19 protein-coding genes are annotated in these 23,648 nt (G+C 40.1%); 8 read left to right on the top strand and 11 right to left on the bottom strand.

Features of this window, described 5'->3' with window-relative positions; genetic code table 11:
- Window positions 1-202: 202 nt before the first annotated feature.
- Both DVR12_RS13535 and DVR12_RS13530 read right to left on the bottom strand, forming a co-directional pair.
- Window positions 203-511, bottom strand: a complete 309-nt coding sequence (locus tag DVR12_RS13535) for a hypothetical protein (RefSeq protein ID WP_233522386.1) — start codon at window positions 509-511, stop codon at window positions 203-205.
- 151 nt (window positions 512-662) lie between these two features.
- The gene (locus DVR12_RS13530; protein ID WP_116976198.1) at window positions 663-2,441 is read right to left on the bottom strand and encodes an ABC transporter ATP-binding protein; all 1,779 of its coding nucleotides are present in this window, start codon (window positions 2,439-2,441) and stop codon (window positions 663-665) included.
- A gap of 139 nt (window positions 2,442-2,580) precedes the next feature.
- Between DVR12_RS13530 and DVR12_RS13525 the strand changes: the two genes are divergently transcribed.
- Complete coding sequence (locus DVR12_RS13525) at window positions 2,581-4,707, top strand: elongation factor G (protein ID WP_116976197.1); 2,127 nt, start codon at window positions 2,581-2,583, stop codon at window positions 4,705-4,707.
- Window positions 4,708-4,714: 7 nt separating this feature from the next.
- On the opposite strand, the gene DVR12_RS13520 is transcribed toward DVR12_RS13525, so the two are convergent.
- Both DVR12_RS13520 and DVR12_RS13515 read right to left on the bottom strand, forming a co-directional pair.
- Window positions 4,715-6,253, bottom strand: a complete 1,539-nt coding sequence (locus DVR12_RS13520; RefSeq protein WP_116976196.1) for a YifB family Mg chelatase-like AAA ATPase — start codon at window positions 6,251-6,253, stop codon at window positions 4,715-4,717.
- Between the two features lie 88 nt (window positions 6,254-6,341).
- A complete protein-coding gene (locus tag DVR12_RS13515) occupies window positions 6,342-7,169 on the bottom strand; it encodes a CvfB family protein (RefSeq protein WP_116976195.1) in 828 nt (275 codons plus the stop codon).
- Window positions 7,170-7,300: 131 nt separating this feature from the next.
- On the opposite strand from DVR12_RS13515, the gene DVR12_RS13510 reads away from it, so the two are divergent.
- Both DVR12_RS13510 and DVR12_RS13505 read left to right on the top strand, forming a co-directional pair.
- Entirely contained in the window at window positions 7,301-8,137 is an 837-nt protein-coding gene (locus DVR12_RS13510; protein WP_116976194.1) for a sulfite exporter TauE/SafE family protein, read from the top strand.
- 4 nt (window positions 8,138-8,141) lie between these two features.
- Window positions 8,142-8,537, top strand: coding sequence for a DUF1634 domain-containing protein (locus DVR12_RS13505; protein WP_116976235.1), 396 nt, complete (start codon window positions 8,142-8,144; stop codon window positions 8,535-8,537).
- 201 nt (window positions 8,538-8,738) lie between these two features.
- Here DVR12_RS13505 and DVR12_RS13500 read toward each other — a convergent pair whose 3' ends face one another.
- Window positions 8,739-9,917, bottom strand: a complete 1,179-nt coding sequence (locus DVR12_RS13500; RefSeq protein ID WP_116976193.1) for an FAD-dependent monooxygenase — start codon at window positions 9,915-9,917, stop codon at window positions 8,739-8,741.
- Between the two features lie 312 nt (window positions 9,918-10,229).
- Here DVR12_RS13500 and DVR12_RS13495 point away from each other — a divergent pair, with 312 nt between their 5' ends.
- Genes DVR12_RS13495 through DVR12_RS13485 form a run of 3 tightly spaced genes read left to right on the top strand, consistent with a single transcriptional unit; the run spans window position 10,230 to window position 13,638 of the window.
- Window positions 10,230-11,555 carry an amidohydrolase family protein gene (locus DVR12_RS13495; protein ID WP_116976192.1) on the top strand — a complete coding sequence of 442 codons (1,326 nt, stop codon included), beginning with the start codon at window positions 10,230-10,232 and terminating at the stop codon, window positions 11,553-11,555.
- A gap of 23 nt (window positions 11,556-11,578) precedes the next feature.
- Window positions 11,579-12,784, top strand: a complete 1,206-nt coding sequence (locus tag DVR12_RS13490; protein ID WP_116976191.1) for an amidohydrolase — start codon at window positions 11,579-11,581, stop codon at window positions 12,782-12,784.
- On the top strand, window positions 12,784-13,638 hold the full coding sequence (locus DVR12_RS13485) for an AraC family transcriptional regulator (protein ID WP_116976190.1): 855 nt from the start codon (window positions 12,784-12,786) through the stop codon (window positions 13,636-13,638). Before DVR12_RS13490 ends, DVR12_RS13485 begins: the two co-directional genes overlap by 1 nt.
- A 6-nt stretch (window positions 13,639-13,644) precedes the next feature.
- Here the strand turns inward: DVR12_RS13485 and DVR12_RS13480 are convergent, their stop codons facing one another.
- Complete coding sequence (locus DVR12_RS13480; protein WP_116976189.1) at window positions 13,645-14,043, bottom strand: hypothetical protein; 399 nt, start codon at window positions 14,041-14,043, stop codon at window positions 13,645-13,647.
- Window positions 14,044-14,145: 102 nt separating this feature from the next.
- Between DVR12_RS13480 and DVR12_RS13475 the strand changes: the two genes are divergently transcribed.
- Window positions 14,146-14,571 (top strand): DUF2147 domain-containing protein, encoded by a 426-nt coding sequence (locus DVR12_RS13475; protein ID WP_116976188.1) that lies wholly within the window; start codon window positions 14,146-14,148, stop codon window positions 14,569-14,571.
- Between the two features lie 54 nt (window positions 14,572-14,625).
- On the opposite strand, the gene DVR12_RS13470 is transcribed toward DVR12_RS13475, so the two are convergent.
- Window positions 14,626-16,140 carry a malate:quinone oxidoreductase gene (locus DVR12_RS13470; RefSeq protein WP_116976187.1) on the bottom strand — a complete coding sequence of 505 codons (1,515 nt, stop codon included), beginning with the start codon at window positions 16,138-16,140 and terminating at the stop codon, window positions 14,626-14,628.
- Window positions 16,141-16,352: 212 nt separating this feature from the next.
- Between DVR12_RS13470 and DVR12_RS13465 the strand changes: the two genes are divergently transcribed.
- Window positions 16,353-17,174, top strand: a complete 822-nt coding sequence (locus DVR12_RS13465; protein WP_116976186.1) for a metallophosphoesterase family protein — start codon at window positions 16,353-16,355, stop codon at window positions 17,172-17,174.
- A 4-nt stretch (window positions 17,175-17,178) separates the two neighbouring features.
- Here the strand turns inward: DVR12_RS13465 and DVR12_RS13460 are convergent, their stop codons facing one another.
- From DVR12_RS13460 to DVR12_RS13440, 4 genes are all read right to left on the bottom strand, one after another.
- Window positions 17,179-17,562 carry an SRPBCC domain-containing protein gene (locus tag DVR12_RS13460; RefSeq protein WP_116976185.1) on the bottom strand — a complete coding sequence of 128 codons (384 nt, stop codon included), beginning with the start codon at window positions 17,560-17,562 and terminating at the stop codon, window positions 17,179-17,181.
- A gap of 75 nt (window positions 17,563-17,637) precedes the next feature.
- Window positions 17,638-18,219 (bottom strand): SUKH-4 family immunity protein, encoded by a 582-nt coding sequence (locus DVR12_RS13455; protein WP_116976184.1) that lies wholly within the window; start codon window positions 18,217-18,219, stop codon window positions 17,638-17,640.
- Between the two features lie 583 nt (window positions 18,220-18,802).
- Window positions 18,803-20,401, bottom strand: a complete 1,599-nt coding sequence (locus DVR12_RS13445) for a RagB/SusD family nutrient uptake outer membrane protein (RefSeq protein WP_116976234.1) — start codon at window positions 20,399-20,401, stop codon at window positions 18,803-18,805.
- A 22-nt stretch (window positions 20,402-20,423) separates the two neighbouring features.
- Complete coding sequence (locus tag DVR12_RS13440; protein WP_116976182.1) at window positions 20,424-23,648, bottom strand: SusC/RagA family TonB-linked outer membrane protein; 3,225 nt, start codon at window positions 23,646-23,648, stop codon at window positions 20,424-20,426.

Below are 23,648 nucleotides of genomic sequence, written 5' to 3'. Positions count from 1 at the left end.
TAAAATATTAATAGATTTTGTAGTTTAGCAAACCATTATCTAAAATCATCCGACTGATTAGCCTCCAGGGTGTTATGCAGCTTCCCTCAGTTTTTCAAATTGGTTTTTGTAATATGATAAAGATTTTCTGACCACCATTGGTTCAGATTTTGGTTGAAAAAGATAGGGGCTGTTTTCACAGCCCCCAAATTTGCAACTAATATCATGAATGATGGTGTTTGGGTTTCTCCAAATCCTTCGTACTCTCATCGTAATACACAAAGAAATACAGGTAAATAACTCTGCTCAGTCGCATCAACCAGGGTTGAATCAACACCAGCAAAACAGTATTTATACCCAGCCAGATGAAAATGCTATTATCTCTCCAGCTTATACCGAAGAATACAGCATACCATATCAAATTAAACACGCTAAATGCTACTGATAAAGCATAACTCACGTATCCGGTACCAAACCAAAACCCAGTTTCCAACTCATACTTCTGATCACAGACCGGACACTTCTCATACATGTTAAAAATCTTTGACAGCTTAACATGAAAAGGGTTATGATCTTTGAACATATCTCCCTTCCTACATCTCGGACATTTCATCGATAACATACTGATGAAATAATTAGGTCGTTTTGTACTCATGTGGCAAATTTAATCAATTTGTATTTTATTAGAAAGCTTCTACTTTACGCTCTCCAATCTGTTGGCGCCACATGGCATAATATAATCCCTTTTCATCCACCAATTCCTGGTGCTTTCCAACCTCTACAATTTGCCCTTTCTCCAAAACATAAATTCTATCGGCATGCATAATTGTACTTAATCGGTGTGCAATCATTACTGTAATATGCTGTTTACTTGCTGTTACTTCTCTCACAGTTGAAGTAATTTCTTCTTCAGTTATTGAATCGAGAGCTGATGTTGCTTCATCAAATACCAGCAATCTCGGCTTTCTTAATAAAGCACGAGCAATAGACAATCTTTGTTTTTCTCCGCCTGAAATTTTAATACCTCCTTCCCCGATCACTGTTTCTAAGCCTTTATCGGCTCTTGCCAGCAAGGAATAACAGGAGGCTTTATCCAGCGCTTCCATTATTTCCGGATCTGTTGCACCCGGATTCACAAATAGCAGATTTTCCTTAATTGTGCCGGCAAACAACTGCGTATCCTGGGTTACAAAACCTACCTGGTGTCTCAGCTCTTCTATATCCACTTCGGCGGAATCAACCCCATTGTAGTAAATATGACCTTCATTTGGTCTGTATAACCCAACCAATAATTTCACTAAGGTAGTTTTACCGGAACCCGATGGGCCAACAAATGCAATGGTTTCGCCCAATTTCACATTAAAGCCTACATCATTCAAAGCCTTATTTGAAGCGGTCAGATGTTTAAAACCTACCTTTTTAAATGTCAGTTCTTCAATCTGAGATACCTTAACCGGATTATCAGGCATTTTTTCTACCGGCGTATTTAAAATTCCCTGAAAGTTTAAAAGTGATACCTGGGCTTCACGATAGTTAAGAATGATATTTCCCAATTCCTGTAAAGGCCCGAAAATAAAGAAGGAATATAGTTGCAAGGTCATTAACTGGCCCAGTGTAGCAATATCTCTGTAGATATAAAAAAGCAGCAAAAACAGAATACTTGAGCGCATCAGGTTTACGAAGGTACCCTGAACAAAGCTGATACTGCGAATACTCCTTACTTTTCTGAGTTCCAGCATCAAAATCTTCAGCGTGGTAGAATTCAGCCTTCTGATCTCCTGTTGAGTAAGACCCAAACTTTTTACCAATTCTATATTGCGTAAAGATTCGGTGGTAGAACCAGCCAATGCTGTTGTTTCCTTAACAATGGTTTTCTGAATCACTTTAATCTTTTTGCTCAATACGCTCATCAAAACAGATAACAGTACACAACCAACCAGGTAAACAAAAGGCAGCGACCAGTGAACCAACCCCGCATAAACAATCACTACAATAACACCAATCAATGAAACAAATAATACGTTCACAAATGAAGTAATAAATTTCTCACAGTCGGTTCTTACTTTCTGTAGGATCGCCAACGTTTCTCCACTACGCTGATCTTCGAATTGCTGATATGGAAGGCGCAATGAATGCTTTAATCCATCAGTATAAACCTGGGCTCCGAACTTCTGAACAATTACCTGTACAAAATAGTCCTGAAATGCCTTCGCAATTCTGGAAACCATGGCTACTCCGATTGCCGCAGCAACCAACAGAAGCACTCCACGTAAATATGCTCCTTCCGGCCTGAAAATATCGCCCCCTTTGATGGTAGTCTTCGGATGTGAAGCAAATCGATCTATAATCCACCCGAAAATCATCGGGTCCATCAGTGAAAAGAGTTGGTTTATACTGGCTAAAGACATTGCCAAAACCACCAGCCATTTATATTTCTTGAGGTAATGTAATAATAGTTTCATATATCAATAAATCATGAGCTGCAAAGGTACTGCATGTTGTCACATTTAAAGTAGAAAGTGCGTGCTATTTTGGTCAAAAAACAGTAACTTAATAGTAAGTTCTTTCAAAAGGCACATTTTCCACTTAAATCCTCCACATATGAAAGCGTATGATGATAAACACGTAAAAAACATCGTACTGTTAGGTGCACCCAAAAGCGGCAAGACTACCCTCTCCGAAACAATGTTATTCGAAGCCGGCATCATCAGTAAACGAGGAACTATTGAAGAAAAAAATACTGTGTCGGATTATCACGAAATAGAATTGGAACGAGGAAACTCCGTATATGCTACACTGTTACATACCGAATGGAAGGATTATAAAATTAATATCATAGACACACCAGGACTAGAAGATTTTATTGGTGAAGTAATTGCAGCCATCAGGGTGGCCGATACTGCCGTAGTATTGCTCAATGCACAATACGGAGTGGAAGTAGGCACCGAAATATTGTGGGAATATGTAGACAAATATCAAAAACCAACCATCTTTGCTGTTAATCAGTTGGATACCGAACTATCTTCTTTCAATAAAGCAGTAGAAGAAGCCCAGCAAATATTCGGGAATAGTGTAACAATAATGCAGTATCCTGTAAATCAGGGCCCCGGATTTAACGCAATAATTGACCTGCTAAAAATGACAATGTACCGCTTCCCTACAGATGGAGGCAAACCAGAAAAACTGCCAATTCCCCCTGAAGAAAAAGAAAAAGCCGATAAACTACATAACGAACTGGTGGAGAAGGCTGCCGAAAATGACGACTCCCTGATGGAAATGTATTTCGATAAAGGAAGTCTCGACGAAGATGAACTTAGAGCGGGCATTAAGAAAGGAATGCTTCAACATCATGTATTCCCCGTATTCTGCCTTTCCGCAAAAAATAATATGGGCAGCGGAAGATTAATGGGCTTTATCGACAATGTTGCTCCTGCCGCTATTGAGGTACCAGCAGAGCACACTGCAAATAATTCAGATATCCCCATTGATCCTGCAGGCCCTGCAGGATTATTTGTTTTTAAAACACTGGTAGAGCCACATATCGGCAGATTAACCTATTTCAAGGTGATTTCCGGTGAAGTAAAAGCCGGAATGGAGTTAATCAACCTCGAAAACAACACCACCGAAAGAATAAGTCAGTTATTCATTGCCGATGGGAAAAACAGAAATCCAATAGATCGGTTGCAAGCCGGTGATATCGGCTGCACCTTAAAATTGAAGAATACCCGCACCAACGATACTTTAGCCGATAAACGCTTCCCCGGCCCGATTGCTCCACTGGCCTTCCCTTCACCAAAAGTCAGAGTAGCAATAGAACCTCAGAATAAAGGCGATGATGAAAAACTGAGTGAAGTGCTGGCAGAAATACATATGGAGGATCCTACCCTGATCATAGAATTTAACAGGGAACTTAAACAGGTGATCCTGCATGGACAGGGGGAACTACATTTACTGGTAACCAAATGGAGGCTCGAAAATATCTACAAAATGCCTGTTGTATTTCTACCGGCCAAAATTCCATACAGAGAAACTATTCAAAAACCTGCACAGGCATCATACCGACATAAAAAACAATCTGGCGGAGCTGGCCAGTTTGGTGAAGTATATATGAAAATTGAGCCCTGGTATGAAGGAATGCCTCCCTATAAAGAGCATCCGGTAAGAGATTCAGAAGAAATTGTGCTTAGCTGGGGTGGTAAACTGGTTTTCAACAACTGTATTGTTGGCGGAGCTATTGAAAACAGATTTCTTCCTGCCATTCTGAAAGGAGTAATGGAAAAAATGCAGGAAGGACCATTAACCGGTTCTTACGTCAGGGATATACGCGTAAGCATCTATGATGGTAAAATGCACCCGGTAGACAGTAATGAAATTTCATTTAAAATAGCTGGCATGATGGCTTTCAGAGAAGCCTTCCATCAGGCCGCCCCTCAGCTGCTAGAACCAGTATTTGACCTGGAAGCTTCAGCTCCTGATGTAATGATGGGCGATATTATGAGTGAACTGCAAAGCCATAGAAGTATTATAACAGGAATGGATACCTTAAATGGTAATCAGATTATAAAAGCACGTATTCCGCAAGCCGAAATAGATAAATTATTTGCCGCACTGAGAAATGTTACTCAGGGTAAAGCAAAGATTAAATCACAATTTGCAGATTACGCACCAGTTCCAGCCGATATGCAGAAGAAATTAAGTGAGAGTTACAAAGAAGTTGATGCAGTATAAACTTTGATTATCGCTTCCAGATATCTCTGTCGAGGCTGCGGTACTGAATAGCTTCCGCCATATGCGAGGCTAGTACAGTTTCGTTGCCTTCCAGATCGGCAATAGTTCTGCTAACTTTTAAAATCCGGTCATAAGCTCGTGCAGAAAGCTGTAGCCTTTCCATTGCCTTACTGAGCATGGATAAACACTGAGCATCGAATTGATTCATTTCCTTCAGGAACTGCACAGGCAATTGCGCATTACAGTAAATACCTTCATATCTGCTATATCTATTGGCCTGTATTTCGCGGGCAGCCATCACCCGTTTTCGTATTACCTCGCTGGAATCGGATAACTGACGACTGCTCAGCTCTGAAAATGTTACCGGCGTTACTTCCACGTGCAGATCAATTCTATCGAGCAGGGGGCCGGATATACGGTTGATATACTTCTGCACCTGACCAGGCGGACAGGTACATGACCTCACAGGATGGCCAAAATAACCACAAGGACAAGGATTCATAGAGGCCAGTAACATAAAACTGGCAGGAAAATCTATAGCCATTCTGGCCCTTGAAATCGTTACCCGTCTTTCTTCCAGGGGTTGCCTTAGTACCTCCAATGCCTTTCTTTTAAATTCAGGTAATTCGTCGAGGAATAAAACACCGTTATGTGCCAGCGAAATTTCGCCTGGTTGAGGAATTCCACCACCACCCACCAGAGCAGTATCGCTAATGGAGTGATGTGGACTCCGAAAAGGGCGTTGTGAGATCAGTGCAGACGTACTTTGAAGCTTACCGGCTACAGAATGGATCTTAGTTGTTTCCAACGTTTCCTGCAGGGTAAGTGGAGGCAATATGGTAGGCAAACGCCTTGCCAGCATGGTTTTTCCGGCTCCGGGAGGGCCTATTAATATGGCATTATGTCCTCCGGCAGCGGCAATCTCCAATGCTCTTTTAGTGGCAGACTGGCCTTTTACATCCAGGAAATCCAGCTGCTCTTTTATCGCCGAAGTGGAATTAAATTGAGAGGGAGAATGATAAGGTTGAATTCTTGTTGTTTTTTGAAAATGTTGAATTGCCTCCTTTAAACTCTGAACGCCCAAAATTGGGAGCTGATTTACCAGCGAGGCTTCAGGGGCGTTGGAAAGAGGAAGGATAAAAGCACTGAAGCCTTCAGCTACCCCCTGTAAAGTCATGGATAGAACTCCTTTAAGCGGTAGTACAGTGCCATCGAGCGATAATTCGCCCATGATCAGGCAGGAGCTAAGTTCGTTGTGAGGAATATAGCCGGCAGCAGCCAGAATACAGATAGCTATAGGTAAATCGTAGGCTGCACCTGCTTTTCGTATATCTGCCGGCGCCATATTTACTACAGTGCGTGTTCTGGGCATTCTTAACCCCAGGTAACTAATAGCAGATTCTATCCGTCTTTCACTCTCTTTTACAGCGTTGTCCGGAAGACCTACCATAAAGAGTTTATTCCCTCTAGTTGAAACATTAACTTCTATAGTAATAGTGAGAGCATTTACGCCGTGTATGGCGCTGCCGAAGGTTTTTACAATCATATGGCTGGGTTAACAGGTTTCGAATGTACGTAAAAAAAATGAGGGTATATCAAGTATGATATACCCTCATTTTTTTATGCTTTCTGGCTTATTCAACAGCTTTAATACCTGTTTGAGTAAACTCTATCTTCCTTTGTTTATAAAGATTTCCGATTGTCATTTTAAAGGTCTTCTTTGACATCTGGAAAAATTCCTGAATTTCTTCCGGTGACGATTTATCGTTATATGGTAAATAACCATTATGCTCATGTAATAATCGAAGAATTGTATCGGTAGAATCATCAACCTTCTCGAATCCGGGTTTTCCGATTACTACATCAATTTTATCGCCCGTAATACGACGGATAAATCCTTTCAGTTTATCTCCGGTTTCCAATGTTCTGAATACTTCGTTATGGTGAACGATACCAGTATGTTTACTATTGATGATTACGAGGTAGCCAATATCTGTTCTTCTGTAAACGATCAGATCTACCATGTCTTTTTCGTTTACAGTAAGGTCTTCATTACTCAGGAAAGGATCTATTTTCTCGGTAGCAGCCAAACGGCCGGTCAAATCATCAATATAAATTCTAACCAGATATTCCTGGCCCGGAACCATTTTAGTCAGCTGTTGACTGGAAGCCACGAATAAGTCTTTCATTAGGCCCCAGTCGAGAAATGCGCCCTGTTTGGTTACGCTAACGGCTTTCAGCAATACAACATCTCCGGCAATGCCGTAGGGGCGTTGAGTAGTAGCAATCAGCCTGTTTTCCGAATCGTGGTACAGGAAAACTTCAAGCTCATCGCCAATTTTAGTGCCTTTAGGCACAAATCTGGCAGGAAGAAGGATCTCCTGGTCTACACCTTCGAGATAAACTCCAAAATCTGCCTCTTTCTTTACTCTCAACACATTGTATGCACCAACCTTAATCATAATCAGTTTACGGTATTTTGACTGCAAGGTACATATCAAACCCCGATTGCGGAAATCATGTTACTTTTGCCATATCAGCAGATAACTGTAATTCCTAAGAACTGTTGATTATAAACCGACCAAACAATCTTATGACCATTTTATCATTTACCCTCATTCTTCTTCTCGGCGCTTTTCTGGCCGGGTTACTGGGGTCATTAACAGGCCTGGGAGGTGGCGTAGTCATTATTCCCCTACTGACACTAATTTTTCATGCCGACATCCGTTATGCAATTGGAACAGCTCTCATTGCTTCTATTGCAACATCATCGGGGTCTGCCTCGGCCTACGTTAAGGAAGGAATCACCAATATCAGACTGGGGATGTTTCTGGAAATTGCAACTACTACGGGGGCGGTAGCAGGAGCTTTATTAGCTGTGTTTATGCCCACGCATATAGTGGCTATAATTTTTGGGTGTGTCCTTATTTTTTCAGCACTTACCTCATTCAAAAAAAAGCAGGATCATTCTACCGAATCCGGTAACAGCAAATTAGCAGAACGCTTAAGGCTCAATAGCAGTTATCCTACACCAACAGGAATTGTCAACTACAAAGTTCATCACGTGGTTGGCGGTTATTTCATGATGTTATTTGCCGGTGTTATGTCGGGGTTGCTCGGAATTGGTTCGGGAGCATTAAAAGTACTGGCAATGGATAATATTATGCGTATTCCATTTAAGGTATCTACTACCACCAGTAACTTTATGATTGGTGTAACAGCAGCTGCCAGTGCAGTGGTTTACCTGCAAAGAGGCTATGTTTCTCCGGGCTTATGTATGCCGGTAGTATTAGGAGTATTGGCAGGTGCTTTTGCCGGCTCCAAAATTCTAACCCGGGCAAATGTAAAGTGGTTACGTATTGTTTTTAGTCTTGTGATCAGCTTTTTAGCAATACAGATGATCTACAATGGTATTACTCATAAATTATGATAGCATGAAACAATTATTTTCCAAATACCTGAAAGACAAAGATATTCAGCAGATCATCGGCAAACAGCTCAGGATAGGTGTAGTTCTTTCCAGCATTATAGTATTTATTGGTGGAGTAATATACCTCATACGTCATGGTCATGAACAACCCAATTATTCAACATTTACGGGTGTCAGAGAAGGGCTCAACCATCTTACAGGCATCTGGCAAGGCGTATTAGAAAATAAAGGAATGAACATTATTCAATTGGGAGTTGTGCTATTAATAGCCACACCAATTTTTCGTATAGCATTTAGCGTTATCGCCTTCCTGTTAGAAAAAGATTATTTATATGTATGCCTTACATTGATTGTACTTGGAATTATATCCTACAGTATGTTAGGCGGATTAGCCGGTTAATACGTATAGAAAGGGCCAACCACCAAGTGATTGGCCCTTTTAACTCATTTAATTCATTGGCAGATGATAGTTAATTCCACTCGCTGCATTGTGTCTCTATCCATTCATTTAGTTATATTCATCTTTAATTCCTTCCTGCCATAAATTTCAATTTGCATTTACCTGATATGTATTTATATAGAACCCTTGGATTTAAAATCTTCAGGCGTATTGTTTTAAAGTAATAGAGTTAGCGATCCTTGTAGGCATCTCTATCATCATATTTTTCCATGGAGTATACGGCAATATTTTCCAGATCTGTTGGCTCATCCAATATTTGAATTTGGTAGTAGGCACAAACCAATGGGCACCTTCTGCCATCTTCTGGCAACGTTCTGTAAAGGCCCTCATTTGAGCTTCATAATTAGTATAGGCCTGTTGATAATTACCATTGGCTTCATGAAGCTCTCCTGCCAGGATATAAGCACCAATTATAGCCATGCTGGTTCCCATCCCCGACATCGGAGAAGCGCAATATGCAGCGTCTCCTAATAATGCAACACGGCCATTAGACCAACGCTTCATTTTTATCTGGCTAATAGAATCAAAATAAAAATCTGTTGCCTCCTCCATCATTTCAAGTAAAGCAGGTACTTTCCACTCTTCGCCTGCAAACTTTTCTCTAACAATCTGTTTTTGTTGCTCAACATCTCTATGATTATAGTGCATAGGTTTATCTGCAAAATACAAGGATGCTCTTGCTTCTGCTCCAGCGTTGGCACCAAACACACCTACACGTTTCCCTAATGAGCTATAATATACACCATCCATATTCAGGTTTAGAAAATTTGGAGTAGTAAAAATTGCAACATACAAACCCAGGTGAGTATTAAAAGAGTTTTCTTCACCAAAAGAAAGTGACCGCACTTTGGAGTGTAATCCATCCGCACCTATCACCAGATCGAAATCTCTGGGCCTATTCTCTTTGAATGCTACCATTACACCGTTGGCATGTTCTGTAATAGCGGTAATGGTATCATCGAAAATATAATTCACATTTTGTCTGGTAGCTTCATATAATATGTTCGCCAAATCTCCCCTCATAATCTCTAACTCACCACTGGTAAAAGCATCAGGAAAGCTTCCCACCTTATTATCATCTTTATCAACAACATTAATTTTGCCTGTGCGGGTTTCACATTTCCGAATCTCATCAAGAAGATTCATCTGTTGTAATACCGTCATAGCTACTCCCCGAAAATCAACCGCATAACCGCCAGGACGAATAGTGGGCGCCTGTTCTATAATTGTAACATCATACCCATATTTGTGCAACCAGAAGGCAAGTGCAGGACCGGCAATACTGGCACCTGATATCAGAATAGTTTTAGTTGTTTTCATACCTCAAAGCTAGGCCAGTAGTTCCCTGCTTACAATCCGCTATCGGTTAGTTTAATCTCAAAGTCGGTAAACGGTTCTTTATTACCGGTAAAAGCTTGATTTTGTATTCATCCTTATTCCTTTTTGCCGGTAAAAACCGACATTGCTTCTTCTAAACATATTTCAGTTTTTCTACACAATGCCATTAAGGATAGATAGGCAGATCGGCTGACCATACTTCCTACCAGTTATAAATATTACAAGCACTGTAATAAATCCTACAGCTGGAATAAATACTCGCAGAATATATTTGTAGATCTAGACTTTCGCATTATGAGCAAGAACAATTTATCCAGAAAAGACTTTCTTAAAACCTCTGCCATGGCATTTGCCGGGATAACAGCAAGCAGAAGCATAGCCATGGCCAGTCCATTTGTTAATTTAGATACTAAAGGTAACAGGAGTTATAAGCTCGGGAACGTGCGTCTTGAAACTGGGTTCATCTATGAAGGCGACGAAATAACAGGAACTAAAACAGCATTATTTACAATAGAAATAGAGGATGGAAAAATAAAAAACATCCTTCCCAATAATACAAGTGCCAATGCAATAGATGCCAAAGGGTTATTAATGCTTCCTTCATTTAAAGATATGCACATTCACCTCGATAAAACCTTTTATGGAGGGAAATGGCAGGCTGTGAAGAAAAGACAGGGTGGTGTAAAAGGAATGATTGCATTGGAACAGGAAATCTTGCCGGAGATGTTGAAAACATCAACTCAACATGCCGAAAAATTAATTGAGCTATTACAATCAAAAGGTTCCGGGTTTGCAAGAAGCCATGTCAATATAGAGCCCACCTCCAAACTCGATTCATTAAAACATCTGCAAGTAGCGCTCGAAAATAAAAAGAACGGATTCGGAGCAGAATTAGTTGCATTTCCACAACACGGGCTTTACTATACAGACTCAGTACCCTACATGAAAGAAGCGGCCAAAATGGGTATAGATTTCATTGGAGGTCTCGATCCCTATTCGATAGATGGCAGCGTGGAGAAGCCTATTGATTTTACAGTTCAGCTAGCCCTGGATCATAATAAAGGAATAGATATACACCTGCACGAAAGTGGAGAATCCGGATTAAAAACCGTAGAATACCTTATCAGCAAGGTGAATGAAAATCCGGCACTGAAAGGCAAAACCTTTCTTAGCCATTGCTTCGTGTTAGGGAAGCTGGAGAAGTCTAAGCAGGAAGAAATAGCAGAAAAACTAGGCAATGCACAAATAGGGATAGTATCTACCATCCCATTTGGTGGTTTAATTATGCCAATTCCTACGCTCCTGAAATACAATGTGGATGTGGCTACCGGCAACGACAGCATCATCGACCACTGGAATACATGGGGCTCCGGCAGCGTACTTGAGAAAGCAAAACTTATGGCACAATTATACGGCTACTCTACAGAATTCGGGCTTTCGAGAAGCTTGAAGCTCGCTACTCACAGTATAGTTCCATTAGATGATAAAGGAAACCAGCAATGGCCTAAGCCGGGTGACCAGGCCAACCTGGTGCTGGTAGATGCAAGCTGCTCAGCAGAAGCTGTGTCAAGAATCTCTCCTGTGAAATCGTTGATTCATAATGGTAATGTGGTGTATTAGAAATCGTAAAAATCAATCTAAAAATGAACAATCATTTCATACTTAAAAATATAAGACTTGAAACCGGATTCGACTACCAGAACAATGAAGTAATTGGTACTCAAACTGCCTTGTTTTGCATAGAAATAGCAGATGGGAAAATTCATTCCATAAAACCTAACAATCCATCTGCCGACGCAATCGATGGACGTAATCTTCTGATGCTGCCAGCATTCAGAGATATGCACATTCATATAGACAAAACACTTTACGGCTTACCCTGGCAGGCAAAATCGGCCAACAGGAGAACTGTGAAGGACATGATTGCCTATGAACAACAAATCATTCCGGAACTCTTAAAAACCTCTACAGAACGGGCGGAGAAGCTAATTGAACTAACCCAGTCGTACGGTACTGCAGGTGCAAGAACACATTTCAATGTAGATCCGACATCCGGATTAACATCCTTACAGCATCTTGAGAAAGCATTAGCCAATAAAAAAAAGTCATATGACGCCGAATTAGTAGCCTTTCCTCAGCACGGTATTTACTACACGAAAAGTGCAGACCTAATGAAGGAAGCCGCAAAACTGGATATAGATTTCATCGGGGGGTTAGATCCATTTTCTATAGATGGCAGTATAGAGCGCCCGATGGACTTCATTGTGCAACTGGCATTAGATCATAACAAGGGAATTGATATACATTTACATGAAGGTGGAGAATCGGGGATCAAAACAATCGAATACCTGATAGCCAAAGCAAATGAAAACCCGGTACTACAAGGTAAAACCTTCGTAAGCCATAGTTTTGCATTGGGCCATCTCGATCATAAATCTACCGTTTCGATAGCCAGGCGACTGGCGGAAGCTAAAGTAGGTATTGTTTCCAGTATTCCCTTTACCGGAACAATTATGCCTATTCCCGTATTATTAGCAAATGGAGTGGATGTATTAATAGGTAATGATAATGTACAGGACCACTGGAGCACTTTCGGATCGGGGAGTATGTTGCAGAAAGCTAATCTGGCAGCACAGTTATATGGTTATGAAACTGAATTTGAATTGTCGAGAATTCTGAGATTAGCTACACGCAATATTTTACCTTTAAATGATCAGGGCCAGCAACAATGGCCTAAAGTTGGTGATATAGCGGATATGGTGCTGATAGATGCAAGTTGCTCAGCAGAAGCAGTATCCAGAATTTCAAAAGTGAAATCGTTGATTCATCACGGTAATATCGTTTATTAATGCACCGTAATCAAAACAATGATCACATTCCCATATTAGGGATGCAGGAATTTGCAGAACCGTGGACCGCAGATCATGGTATTCAATACCATGAATTAAAAGGTGCCAGGGAAATTGCTAAGGCACATAAACACGATTTCTTCATATTCCTGCTTTTTGAAACGGGAAGTGGTACCCATACCATTGATTTTATTGAATATAAGATAGGAGCACAACAGGTACATCTTGTATTTCCAGGGCAGGTGCATAAATGGAGGTTTGGAGCAAAAACCCATGCACATCAATTAATGATCAGCCGATCGCTCTTTGAGAGCTTTTCATCTGCTTTCAGATTTTCATTAAATCAATATGCCAATAACCCGGTTATCAACCCAGGGAAAGCATTTTTTTCGCAATTACTATACGAGACACTTGCGATCAGAAAGGAGGCAGAACAGAAAAATATAGTATGGGAGTTGATTAGAGCACGGAATGAAGTGATTGCATTAATTGTGAGTAAAGCTGCCGAAAAAAAATTCACCCATCTTAATACTTATCATACTAACCCATTTCTAAATAAATTCATTTCATTAATTGATCAGCATTTCAAAGAAGAACATGCAGTATCATTTTATGCAAAACAGCTAAATATAACCCCTAATTACCTGAATATCCTATGTAGAAAAAACCTACATGTTTCTGCTACTTATCTTATTCAGAACAGAGCAATATTGGAAGCAAAGCGACTGTTGCAGGTATCAGAGCTTTCTGTAAAGGAAATAGCTTTTGAATTGGGGTTTTATGATCATGCTTATTTCTCTAAATTCTTCAAATCACAAACGGGATCTACACCAACAGAATTCAGGCAACAATAATTGTTGTTACTTATTACATTTCTGTGCAGCATGCATAGCATCCATCGAAAGGTCCATTGCCTTTTTAATTTGAGGTTTTAATTCATCCATAGTAGCTGCTTCACTGGCTTTCCTGGCAATCGTATATGCAGTTAATGCATATGTTTCGCTGGTTGTACATTCACATTGTACCGCATAAACAGAAGCTTCCTTAATCTGATCCAATCCCTTTTTTATTAATCGCTGAGCTACTTCCTCCGAATTCGCCCTATAAGCCTTTTTAAACTGTACGTAGGCCATTTCACTATAAGTTACAGCCTTAGCACATTTCATTTCTGCAGGTGTTTTGTATTTACGAAAAGCAAATACAGAGATGCCAATTGAGAGTAATACGATACTTAGTAATAGAATTTTCTTAATTGTCATACCACACGATTTATGTAAATTGATCTACACTGATCAGCATGATAAACAATTGAAATTGTACAATGTTATAAGCTTTTACAGTTTTCTATAAAAAATTTTAATATGAAAAGTTTAGTCTTAATGCTAGGATTCGCCCTGATTAGTATGGTAGGGTTCTCACAGGCAAATGCAATTAATGGTATATGGTTTAATCCTGAAAAGGATGGAAAAATAGATATATATGAATCCGGAGGTAAATATTATGGTAAACTGGTATGGATACAAAATCAGTTTGAAGATGATGGGAAAACACCACGCAAAGACAGTAAAAATAAGAATAGCAGTTTAAGAAGCCGTCCACTGCTGAATATTATGATACTTAATGATTTTAAATATGAAAATGGAAAATGGGTAGATGGAACAGTATATGATCCTAAGAGTGGTAAGACCTATACGAGTAACATGACCCTGAAAGGTGATAAACTGGAAGTAAGAGGATATGTTGGAACGCCAATGTTTGGCAGAACCGCCATATTTACAAGACAATAAAAAAGCTGACCAGGCATCTGGTCAGCTTTTTATCGAATAAAATATAAAATAAGATTATGCGTGTTCCATTTCTCCCAGTTCAAGTACCTGGGTAGTCCATGTACGAAGCTCATCTACCTTTGCCGGATTATTGAGCAAAGATTGACCATAGGAAGGAATCATTTTTCTTAATTTCTCTTGCCATTCGGCAGTTTCTACCTGTTCATTAAAGCAACGTTTCAATAAATTGAGCATAATTGAAACGGCGGTAGAAGCGCCAGGAGAAGCACCTAACAGGGCAGCGATAGAACCATCAGCTGCACTTACTACTTCTGTACCGAATTCGAGGATACCACCATGTTCGGGGTCTTTCTTGATTACCTGCACACGTTGACCAGCAATTTCCAACTGCCAATCTTCCATTTTAGCTTCAGGGAAGTATTCACGTAAAGCATCGAGGCGATCTTCAGGTTTTTGTCTGACCTGTGCAATCAGATATTTAGTTAACGGTATATTATCCAGACCTGCAGATACCATTGGGTAAATATTATTTGCCTTAATGGATAAAGGAAGATCGAGGAAAGATCCGTTTTTCAGGAATTTAGTTGAGAAGCCGGCATAAGGGCCGAAAAGCAGGGCTTTTTGGCCGTCGATCATGCGGGTATCGAGATGGGGAACAGACATTGGGGGAGCGCCCACAGAAGCCTTTCCGTATACTTTAGCACGATGTTGTTCGATGATTTCAGGGTTGGTACAACGCAGCCACTGACCACTTACCGGGAAGCCTCCAAAGCCTTTACCTTCAGGGATATCAGACTTTTCGAGCAGAGGCAGGGAACCACCACCGGCGCCGATGAAAACGAAGTTAGTAGTTAACGTAGTTTTTTCGCGGGTTTCGCGGTTCTTTACTTTTATTTTCCAGGTGCCATCTTCCTGTTTATTCAGGTCGCGAACGTCGTAATTGAAATACATACTTACGCCATCCATTTTCTGAAGATGATTGAATAGAGCACGGGTTAATGCACCAAAGTTTACGTCTGTACCCAATTCCATACGGGTAGCAGCAACTTTCTGCTTAGGATCGCGCCCATTCATTACTAACGGCATCCATTCTTTCAGTTGTTCGTGATCTTCGGAATACTTCATTGTTCCGAAGAGGTGACATTGTTTTAAAGCGTTGAATCGCTTCTTTAAATAATCCACATTCTCTTCACCCCAAACAAAGCTCATATGAGGAATGGACTGAATAAAATTATGTGGGTTGGAGATGATATTGTTTTCTACTAAGTAAGACCAAAATTGTCGAGACACTTCAAACTGCTCAGCAATATTTACGGCCTTTTTGATATCGATAGACCCATCCTGCTTTTCTGGTGTATAGTTCAATTCACAAAAAGCAGAGTGACCGGTACCCGCATTATTCCAGGCATCAGAACTTTCAGCAGCCGCAACATCCAGGCGTTCATAGACTGCAATTGTTAAACCAGGCTCTAGCTCTTTCAGGAGCATTCCCAGCGTCGCGCTCATGATTCCAGCGCCGATTAAGACCACATCCGGACCCGTTCCAGCCGTACTCTTTCGTATAAACATATCCCCAATTTTATTCGAGGTGCAAAGTTACAATCAAAACATATAAGCAGGGAGAATAATTGCGCTTTTGGAACACAATTAACAAAACAATTACAATTCTTTCTGAATGGATTGAAAGTTTTGAATAAATAAGCGGATATATTAGATTTTATCTTTTGGTTAAGCTACTGGTCCTGAAATAATTGTTAGTTTAGGATATTTATTTTTACGTTATGATGAACAGACGCCAATTTTTTAAAGGAGTTTCTGCAGCTGTCGTTATTTCTGCCTGTGGAAAAATTGCCAACGCTATCACTCCACTTGAATTAAACAAGAAAACCGTATTTCGCTTTGCCATTGGGTCAGATTGGCATTATGGAGAGCCAAACACGTCATATGAGCAATATTTTGAAGATCTGAAAAAAGCTTTCCAGCAGTTCAATCGCAAAAACCCTTGCAAATTCTTTGTGCTGAATGGTGATGTCATTCATAATAAACCAGAATTCCTTCTTCCTGCTTCCCAAAGATTTAAAGAAATACATCCTGCTGTTTACGCAACCAGGGGAAACCACGATATGGTGACTCCGGAAGCCTGGCAGCAAGCATGGGGTCATTCTTTAAATCATGATGTTGTGATTAATGATAAAGTTATCTTGTTGGGAGATACGGCAGATATTGAAGGAAAATATCATCAGCCTGATATTCAATGGTTCTCCGAAAAATTGGAACAATATAAAGATGCAAAAGATATCTTCATCTTCATTCATATCACCCCGGTGAAATGGACCAAAAATGGAGTGGATGGCCAGGAGTTCCAGCAACTGATTAAGAAATATCCGAATATAAAAGCCATTTTCAATGGTCACGATCATGACCAGGACAGCGTTAAGCAATTAGACGACTGTAAAATACCATTCCTGTTCGATGGCCATGTAGGCGGTAGCTGGGGAGTTGATTACAGAGGATTCCGCGTGGTGGAGTTAAAAGAAGATGGAACCCTTTTCTCCTATATTATGAATCCATATCAAAAACAAGGAGAAAAGGAATTCAAATAAATTATCAGGAATAAAAATCGGTCAACGCGCCAAAATATTGTTCATTCCAGCCTTCAACGATGTCTTCATATGCGTCGTCCGGAATATTTGTATGTCTTAGTTCTACATCTGTTCCTTTAGGGCTGGGATGTAGTTTAATGGTAACGATAGAAGGATTCTCCTCCCCTTCTTCTCCAAAATACCATTCCTGTACAATTTTTTTGCCTTCTTCAAATTCAAGGTTCCGGCCCACAATGCTATCTTCCCAAAGAGAGAATTCAGACCCCGGTTCAGTAGACATAACAGCCACTTCTCCTGTCCATAATTGAATAGTAGCAGGGTTAGTTAAGGCTGCATATACTTCTTCCGGAGGTGCAGACAATTTGAAATATTTTTTATAATCCTTCATCCCTCAAAACTAGTGTTTTGTTTAAAGAAAACATCCAGATATAAGATCAATAAATGGGAAAGCAGACAAATGAGGTTAATTGATATTATTTCTGAACAGGTCTAATTCCTGCTTCCAGAATCCTTTTTCAACACAAGTTGGATCTATTGCAGCCAAAGCCTCATTAATACTGGCTAATTGTTCGTTATTACAGTAATAATCCATCCAGGCATCGTCTCCGTTTTCTCTGTTAATCGTTTTTATAAAATCGCAGTAGGTTAATAAACAACGGGCCATTTGCCAAAGTGAAGAGTTCATGTAAATTGGCTTATACACCACATCATTTTCCAATAAAATCACCGCAAACTCTTTTGTTGGGTCTAAAACTACAAAACTTCCTACTCCATCGGAACCAATTACAATACTTTTCCCATGATAGGAAACAGTTGGGAGGATAGTATGTAAATAATCGATTCTGAGGGAGGCATTTTGATCATTTCTATCACCTGCAAAAAACAGAAAGGGAGCAATGGCTCTGGGCAATCCCATTTCTTTCAGAAAATCTGATTCTACCGATGGTAAATTAAAGCCAGATAACGTTTCTTCCGTAAAACAAAACCGCTCTTCTCCAAATCTGGAATGCCAGTCATTAATGAAGGATTGTTTGTCGAAGTGCATTGGTTGATATTTTAATCCAGTGATCAGAAAATCATATTAGATAAATTTAAGTATTTTTTCTTGTAAATCGTTAAAGCAGAAGATATTGTCTGCTTAAAAAAAGTTGCTATTTTTCTGATCTTAAAATAGATATCACTTAGTCTGTAGCACGATCTCGAGTTCAAAAAGTGTTATCTTTCTTAGTCTTTTAATTCAAAAAGGGAATATTAATGGATTTTTATAAAGTACAATTAAGTATGCCTGACAAACATAAATTTATTCAAAAAGGCACAGAGGCTGTGTTCGATTTCAGTTCTGAAATGGAGCGGCTTAAAAAAGATATATATCGTTCTGACATTGAGAAATTAAAACTTTTCACTCAAATGCTCAGAACCAATAATTTATTAAAAAAGACTAAAATAACACATAAATATCCTCAATGATGAATTACTAGCTTTTGGAAATTCCTTTCAGAGGTCATAGTCATGAATGATTAATGTCAATCCCTTAAGACGATTCGTTATCATTAAATACTTTTACGAAAAGCACAAAAAAACCGGTCTAAAATAGACCGGCTCTTTATAACTATCAGAATGCCCAACTACTAGTTAGTATATCCAGGATTCTGAACGAGATTTGTATTTAAAGTAATTTCGTTGGCAGGAATAGGATAGATTTGTTTACGTGTATCATTATCCGTTTTAAAGCCCCATTTATCCTCATATTTTCCAAAACGAATCAAGTCATTTCTTCTCCATGCTTCCCAAGCCATTTCACGGGCTCTTTCTTCCAATAATTCATCCAATGAAATACTACTAACTGGTGCGGCTTTAGCACGGGTACGAATTTTACTTACCAATACTGCTGCTGTTTGTAACTCACCGTTTACAGTTGTAGGAGTAGCACCACGTAGAATAGCTTCAGCCTTCATTAGTATTACGTCAGCAAGGCGGAACACTGGTACGTCGTTATTGGAATTACGGGTACTTGGATTGGTGTTTTTGTCGGGATAATATTTAATGCTGCGAACGCCTCTGGCTTTTCCTAATTCATCGTTACCCACATCCATTGTTTCTACTTTCTTCAAAGGCATTTCAGGGGTAAATTCTAATTGCCATTTGATAGAAGCACCGGGATCCGGACCATTATAGGTATCGTCCAGGCCTTTATTTGTAGTGGTAATGTAGATTGGTGTTCCATCAAAATTAAACTGTTTACCAGCTAACCAGGTATTGTTACGAACATCATTCTGCAAATTAAATTTCTCGTAAAAAGATTTAATGGTGCTCATTGCAATACTTGGGCGGAATGGCAGGCTATATTTAGCTTGCAATCCGGTATGCAGCCCAAAACGAGAAAATTGATTTCCTTCAATAGAATTGGCATCATAAGGAATCGCAAATATTGTTTCAGTAATCTGAGGACCATTATCCGGAGCGAAAATGGAAACATAATCACTGGTCAGGCTATATTTATTTCCAATAAGAATACTATCGCCCATTGCAGCAGATTCTGTATACATTGGTTTATTAATATACACCTGGGCATTCAGATACATCTTTTGCAGTATAGCGAATGCCAGCCACTTTGTAGGCCTGGAATAAGTGATCTGTCCTGTTTTATCACTTAACATTGGTATTACTTCCTTCAATTCTTTTTCTATGAATGCAAAGATCTCTGCTCTTCTTGCCTGTTTAGGTAATTCAGCACCTTTGAATTTTGTACTGAGTGGAATATTGGCAAACAAATCCATCATAAAATAGTAATACAATGCACGCATTGTTCTGATCTCGGCCTTAGAAGTTTCTTTACCTGCAATATTCTGAGCGGCATCAAACATTTCATAAACACGGTTACAGGCGTTAATTCCACCGTATCCCCATTGCCAGACACTCCTTACAGTAGGATGATCCTTCGTATAGGTATGTAGATGTAAGAACCTATATTGACCACCATCATCATAGTTTCCGTCACGTGCCGGGATAATGGCTTCATCGGTCGACAATTCCTGCAACCGCCAGTAATCAACTGCATAAGCGGTAGCCAATTGAGAATAAATAGGACCTGCTGCAGCAACAAATCCATCTGCTGTAGTAGGGAAGTTTGCATCAACGTATTCAGACTCGACTTTTACATCCAGTTTGGTACATGCCGAGAGCAAAATCGCTGTATATAATGAGCTATATAATAAAATCTTTTTCATACTGATATCTCTTATTATGCTGTTAGAAAGATGCATTTAATCCTAAGAGGAATGAACGGGTCTTTGGATAAAAATTGTTATTATCGATTCCCGGTGTAAGTCCACCCATCTCAATTTCAGGATCTATACCCCTATATTTAGTGATGACAAACAGATTGTTGGCAGAAACGTATAGACGGATCTTTTTCACAAACTGATTCTTCATTGGTACATTATATCCAATTGTTGTATTGTCGAGCCTTAAATAAGAACCACTCTCTATATACCTGTCACTTAAGAAATAAGCTCTGTCATCTTTTGCAGATTCATTTAATGAGAACTTAGGCAGGTTGGTAGCAGTAGAACCATATGGTGCATTAAGGTTAGCAAGGGTAGCATTCAAAATATGGCTTCCATACACACCACGCAGGAAGAATGTCAGGTCGATATTGCCATAGGTCAAGGTGTTGCTCCAGCCATATAATAATTTAGGTTGGGCATTACCAGTCTGAACAAGATAGCTGCTATTATATTCACTGGTTAAAGTACCATCTGGTTTGTAGAACTGTGATCTTCCATTCTTATCTTTTCCGGCAAATTGCAATGTATAGAATGTTCCTAAAGGCATTCCTTCAAGTAATCGCTGTGAATAGTTACCACTTTGTCCACGGCCTCCCAGATCAGCTGTTTCGATATATGGTACTTTGAAGATGCTGTTAGACAAAGAAACTATTTCATTTTTGTTATGTGCCAGGTTGGCGCTGGTACTCCAGGTGAATTTACCACGCTGAAGAGGAGTAGCATTTACTTGTAATTCGATACCTTGATTTTTCATTTTTCCAACATTTGCGTACAACGTAGATACAACACTACCCATGCTTGCAGATGCAGGAATATTATATTGATAAATAAGGTCAGAAGTCATTTTATTATAAACATCTACTGTAAAGCTCAGCTTACCGCGAAGAACGGTCAGATCTACCCCCACATTAGTCATTGCAGTACTTTCCCATTTCAGGTTAGGGTTTTCATTTTGTACAGGAGAAACGCTGCTTAGGATTTGTCCGTTGTAGTAAAACTTACCAAACAAGTCGTAACGCATGATGGCGATTAATGGATCGAATCCAAGGGAGTTACCAGTTGCTCCATAACCTATGCGGAGTTTCAGGTCATCTATCCATCTTACATTTTGCATAAAAGGTTCTTTCGTTACCTTCCAGGCACCGGAGAAAGCAGGGAATAAAGCCCAGCGATTATTTGCTCCAAATGCAGAAGAACCATCCTGACGTAATGAAGCCTGCAATAGATATTTCTCTCTGAAGGCATAATTAGCTCTACCATAGAAAGAGATGAAGCGTAAAGTTTGAATTCTTGTTGTACCGAAATTTGGAACAACCCCACCTGGTGCACTGGCAAGACCTAAATTATCACCCTTTGTTGCATCCGAAACGAAGTTCTGATTAGAAGTCTGGAAACCATCACCTTTACGGTCTTCCTGCCAAGAGTAACCAGCCAGCAATTTCAAATCATGCTCTCCGAAACGTTTATCATAGTTTAAATATGTTTCCAGTAATTTACGTGTATTGGTAAATGCACTTCTGGTAGCAACACCATTCAACCCCTGTGCTATTCCGGATTTACGGCCATAATACCTATCCCTGTTTATTTGTTCGTCCTGTAAAGATAAGTTTGCAGTGTAGGTTAGTCCTTCCAGCAGTTTCAGTTCTGCACGGGCTACACCCAACATTGTTTTGGTTTTCGTAAGATCACTGTTATTTACAATCAGAGATACAGGATTTAAATAGTTACGGGTACGGGTCCAGTCTTCCTTAAAACTTCCATCTGCATTATATACATTACTGGTAGGCAGATAAGTAAGCATATTCTGGAATACCAGATCTGGAATTCTATTCTGGGTAGATACGCTGTTACTAATACCCAGATTCAGTTTCAGGCGATCATTAAAGGCCGTTTGTTCGAGATTTGCACGTACGTTTAAGCGTTCGAGATCAGAGCCTTTCATGATACCCTGGTTTTTGAGGTAGTTTACACTTCCATCAAATACAGTTTTACCGTTACCACCCCCAAAGGAGATATTATGGTTATGAGAAACACCTTGACGGGTTACTTCTTTTTGCCAGTCGGTATTGGCATTATCTTCATCTGTTGGCGCCAGTACATTACCATTATCTTTTAAGAATGTACGCAGTTCATCGCCGGTGAGCATTTCAATACGTCTTGAAACATTTTCTACAGCACCATACCCACTATAACTTAACCAGCTTTGACCTGATTTTGCATGGCGGGTAGTGATCATGATTACCCCATTTGCAGCACGGGCTCCGTAAATAGCAGTAGAAGCAGCATCTTTCAATACATCCATCGATACGATATCGGCCGGAGAAACCAGTTGGATAGAGGCACCAGGCACTCCGTCAATCACATAAAAAGGTTGTTGTGCTTCTCCACCTCTGAAAGTAGAAGGGCCCCTTAAAGTGATGCCGGGAGTAGCATTTGGGTCACCGCTGCGGGTGACATTTAATCCGGGAACCTTTCCCTGCAGTAATTGTTCGGGAGAGTTAAATACACCGCTGTTAAAGTTTTCAGCGGAAACGTGAGAAATAGAACCTGTCAGATCGCTTTTGGTAGTTTGGCCATAACCTACTACTACCACGCTATTCAGGTTACTAACATTTCCTTCCATTGAAATACTGAAAGAGGTACGGCCATTTAACGCGACCTTTTCAGTTTTAAAGCCCATAAAGCTTAATAACAATGTATCTGTTGCCGGATCGGCAGCCAGTGTGAAACGTCCGTTTGTTCCGGTAACCGTGCCGGTAGTAGTCCCTTTCACCTGTACACTTACGCCTGGTAAAGGAGCACCTGCACTTTTTTCGGTAACAGTACCGGCAATGTTTACAGTAGCTTTTTCCTTCTTAATAACTATCACTCCTTCGTTGAGCACGAATTGATAGCCAGTTCCTTTCAGTAATTGTTTGAGCACTTCTTCCACCGATTGTTTGGCGATGTCGAGTTGCTGAACTCTTACCTGTTGGAGAGAGGAAGCCTGATATACAATATCGATACCGGCAACTTTACGAAGTTGCTGTAAGGCATCGGATAAAGAGCCTTCCTTAACGTGGAATTCCTGCACGATTACGCGCTGTTGTTGTGCCGAGGCATGGCCGGTAGCACCAAGAAACATAAGGACATAGAGCCCCCCGGTACAAAGTAGTTTTGTACCCGTTTTGCGGAAATGTAAATTCAT

This window comes from Chitinophaga silvatica (assembly GCF_003419895.1).
Lineage (GTDB): Bacteria > Bacteroidota > Bacteroidia > Chitinophagales > Chitinophagaceae > Chitinophaga > Chitinophaga silvatica.
The sequence above is the reverse complement of the archived record's forward strand: the minus strand, read 5'-3'. Positions and strand labels throughout refer to the sequence as shown.

Excerpts from the sequence above, each read along its gene's own strand:
- DVR12_RS13535 (WP_233522386.1), bottom strand. The coding sequence starts at position 511 with ATGTATGAGAAGTGTCCGGTCTGTGATCAGAAGTATGAGTTGGAAACT.
- DVR12_RS13530 (WP_116976198.1), bottom strand. The coding sequence starts at position 2,441 with ATGAAACTATTATTACATTACCTCAAGAAATATAAATGGCTGGTGGTT.
- DVR12_RS13525 (WP_116976197.1), top strand. The coding sequence starts at position 2,581 with ATGAAAGCGTATGATGATAAACACGTAAAAAACATCGTACTGTTAGGT.
- DVR12_RS13520 (WP_116976196.1), bottom strand. The coding sequence starts at position 6,253 with ATGATTGTAAAAACCTTCGGCAGCGCCATACACGGCGTAAATGCTCTC.
- DVR12_RS13515 (WP_116976195.1), bottom strand. The coding sequence starts at position 7,169 with ATGATTAAGGTTGGTGCATACAATGTGTTGAGAGTAAAGAAAGAGGCA.
- DVR12_RS13510 (WP_116976194.1), top strand. The coding sequence starts at position 7,301 with ATGACCATTTTATCATTTACCCTCATTCTTCTTCTCGGCGCTTTTCTG.
- DVR12_RS13505 (WP_116976235.1), top strand. The coding sequence starts at position 8,142 with ATGAAACAATTATTTTCCAAATACCTGAAAGACAAAGATATTCAGCAG.
- DVR12_RS13500 (WP_116976193.1), bottom strand. The coding sequence starts at position 9,917 with ATGAAAACAACTAAAACTATTCTGATATCAGGTGCCAGTATTGCCGGT.
- DVR12_RS13495 (WP_116976192.1), top strand. The coding sequence starts at position 10,230 with ATGAGCAAGAACAATTTATCCAGAAAAGACTTTCTTAAAACCTCTGCC.
- DVR12_RS13490 (WP_116976191.1), top strand. The coding sequence starts at position 11,579 with ATGAACAATCATTTCATACTTAAAAATATAAGACTTGAAACCGGATTC.
- DVR12_RS13485 (WP_116976190.1), top strand. The coding sequence starts at position 12,784 with ATGCACCGTAATCAAAACAATGATCACATTCCCATATTAGGGATGCAG.
- DVR12_RS13480 (WP_116976189.1), bottom strand. The coding sequence starts at position 14,043 with ATGACAATTAAGAAAATTCTATTACTAAGTATCGTATTACTCTCAATT.
- DVR12_RS13475 (WP_116976188.1), top strand. The coding sequence starts at position 14,146 with ATGAAAAGTTTAGTCTTAATGCTAGGATTCGCCCTGATTAGTATGGTA.
- DVR12_RS13470 (WP_116976187.1), bottom strand. The coding sequence starts at position 16,140 with ATGTTTATACGAAAGAGTACGGCTGGAACGGGTCCGGATGTGGTCTTA.
- DVR12_RS13465 (WP_116976186.1), top strand. The coding sequence starts at position 16,353 with ATGATGAACAGACGCCAATTTTTTAAAGGAGTTTCTGCAGCTGTCGTT.
- DVR12_RS13460 (WP_116976185.1), bottom strand. The coding sequence starts at position 17,562 with ATGAAGGATTATAAAAAATATTTCAAATTGTCTGCACCTCCGGAAGAA.
- DVR12_RS13455 (WP_116976184.1), bottom strand. The coding sequence starts at position 18,219 with ATGCACTTCGACAAACAATCCTTCATTAATGACTGGCATTCCAGATTT.
- DVR12_RS13445 (WP_116976234.1), bottom strand. The coding sequence starts at position 20,401 with ATGAAAAAGATTTTATTATATAGCTCATTATATACAGCGATTTTGCTC.
- DVR12_RS13440 (WP_116976182.1), bottom strand. The coding sequence starts at position 23,648 with ATGAATTTACATTTCCGCAAAACGGGTACAAAACTACTTTGTACCGGG.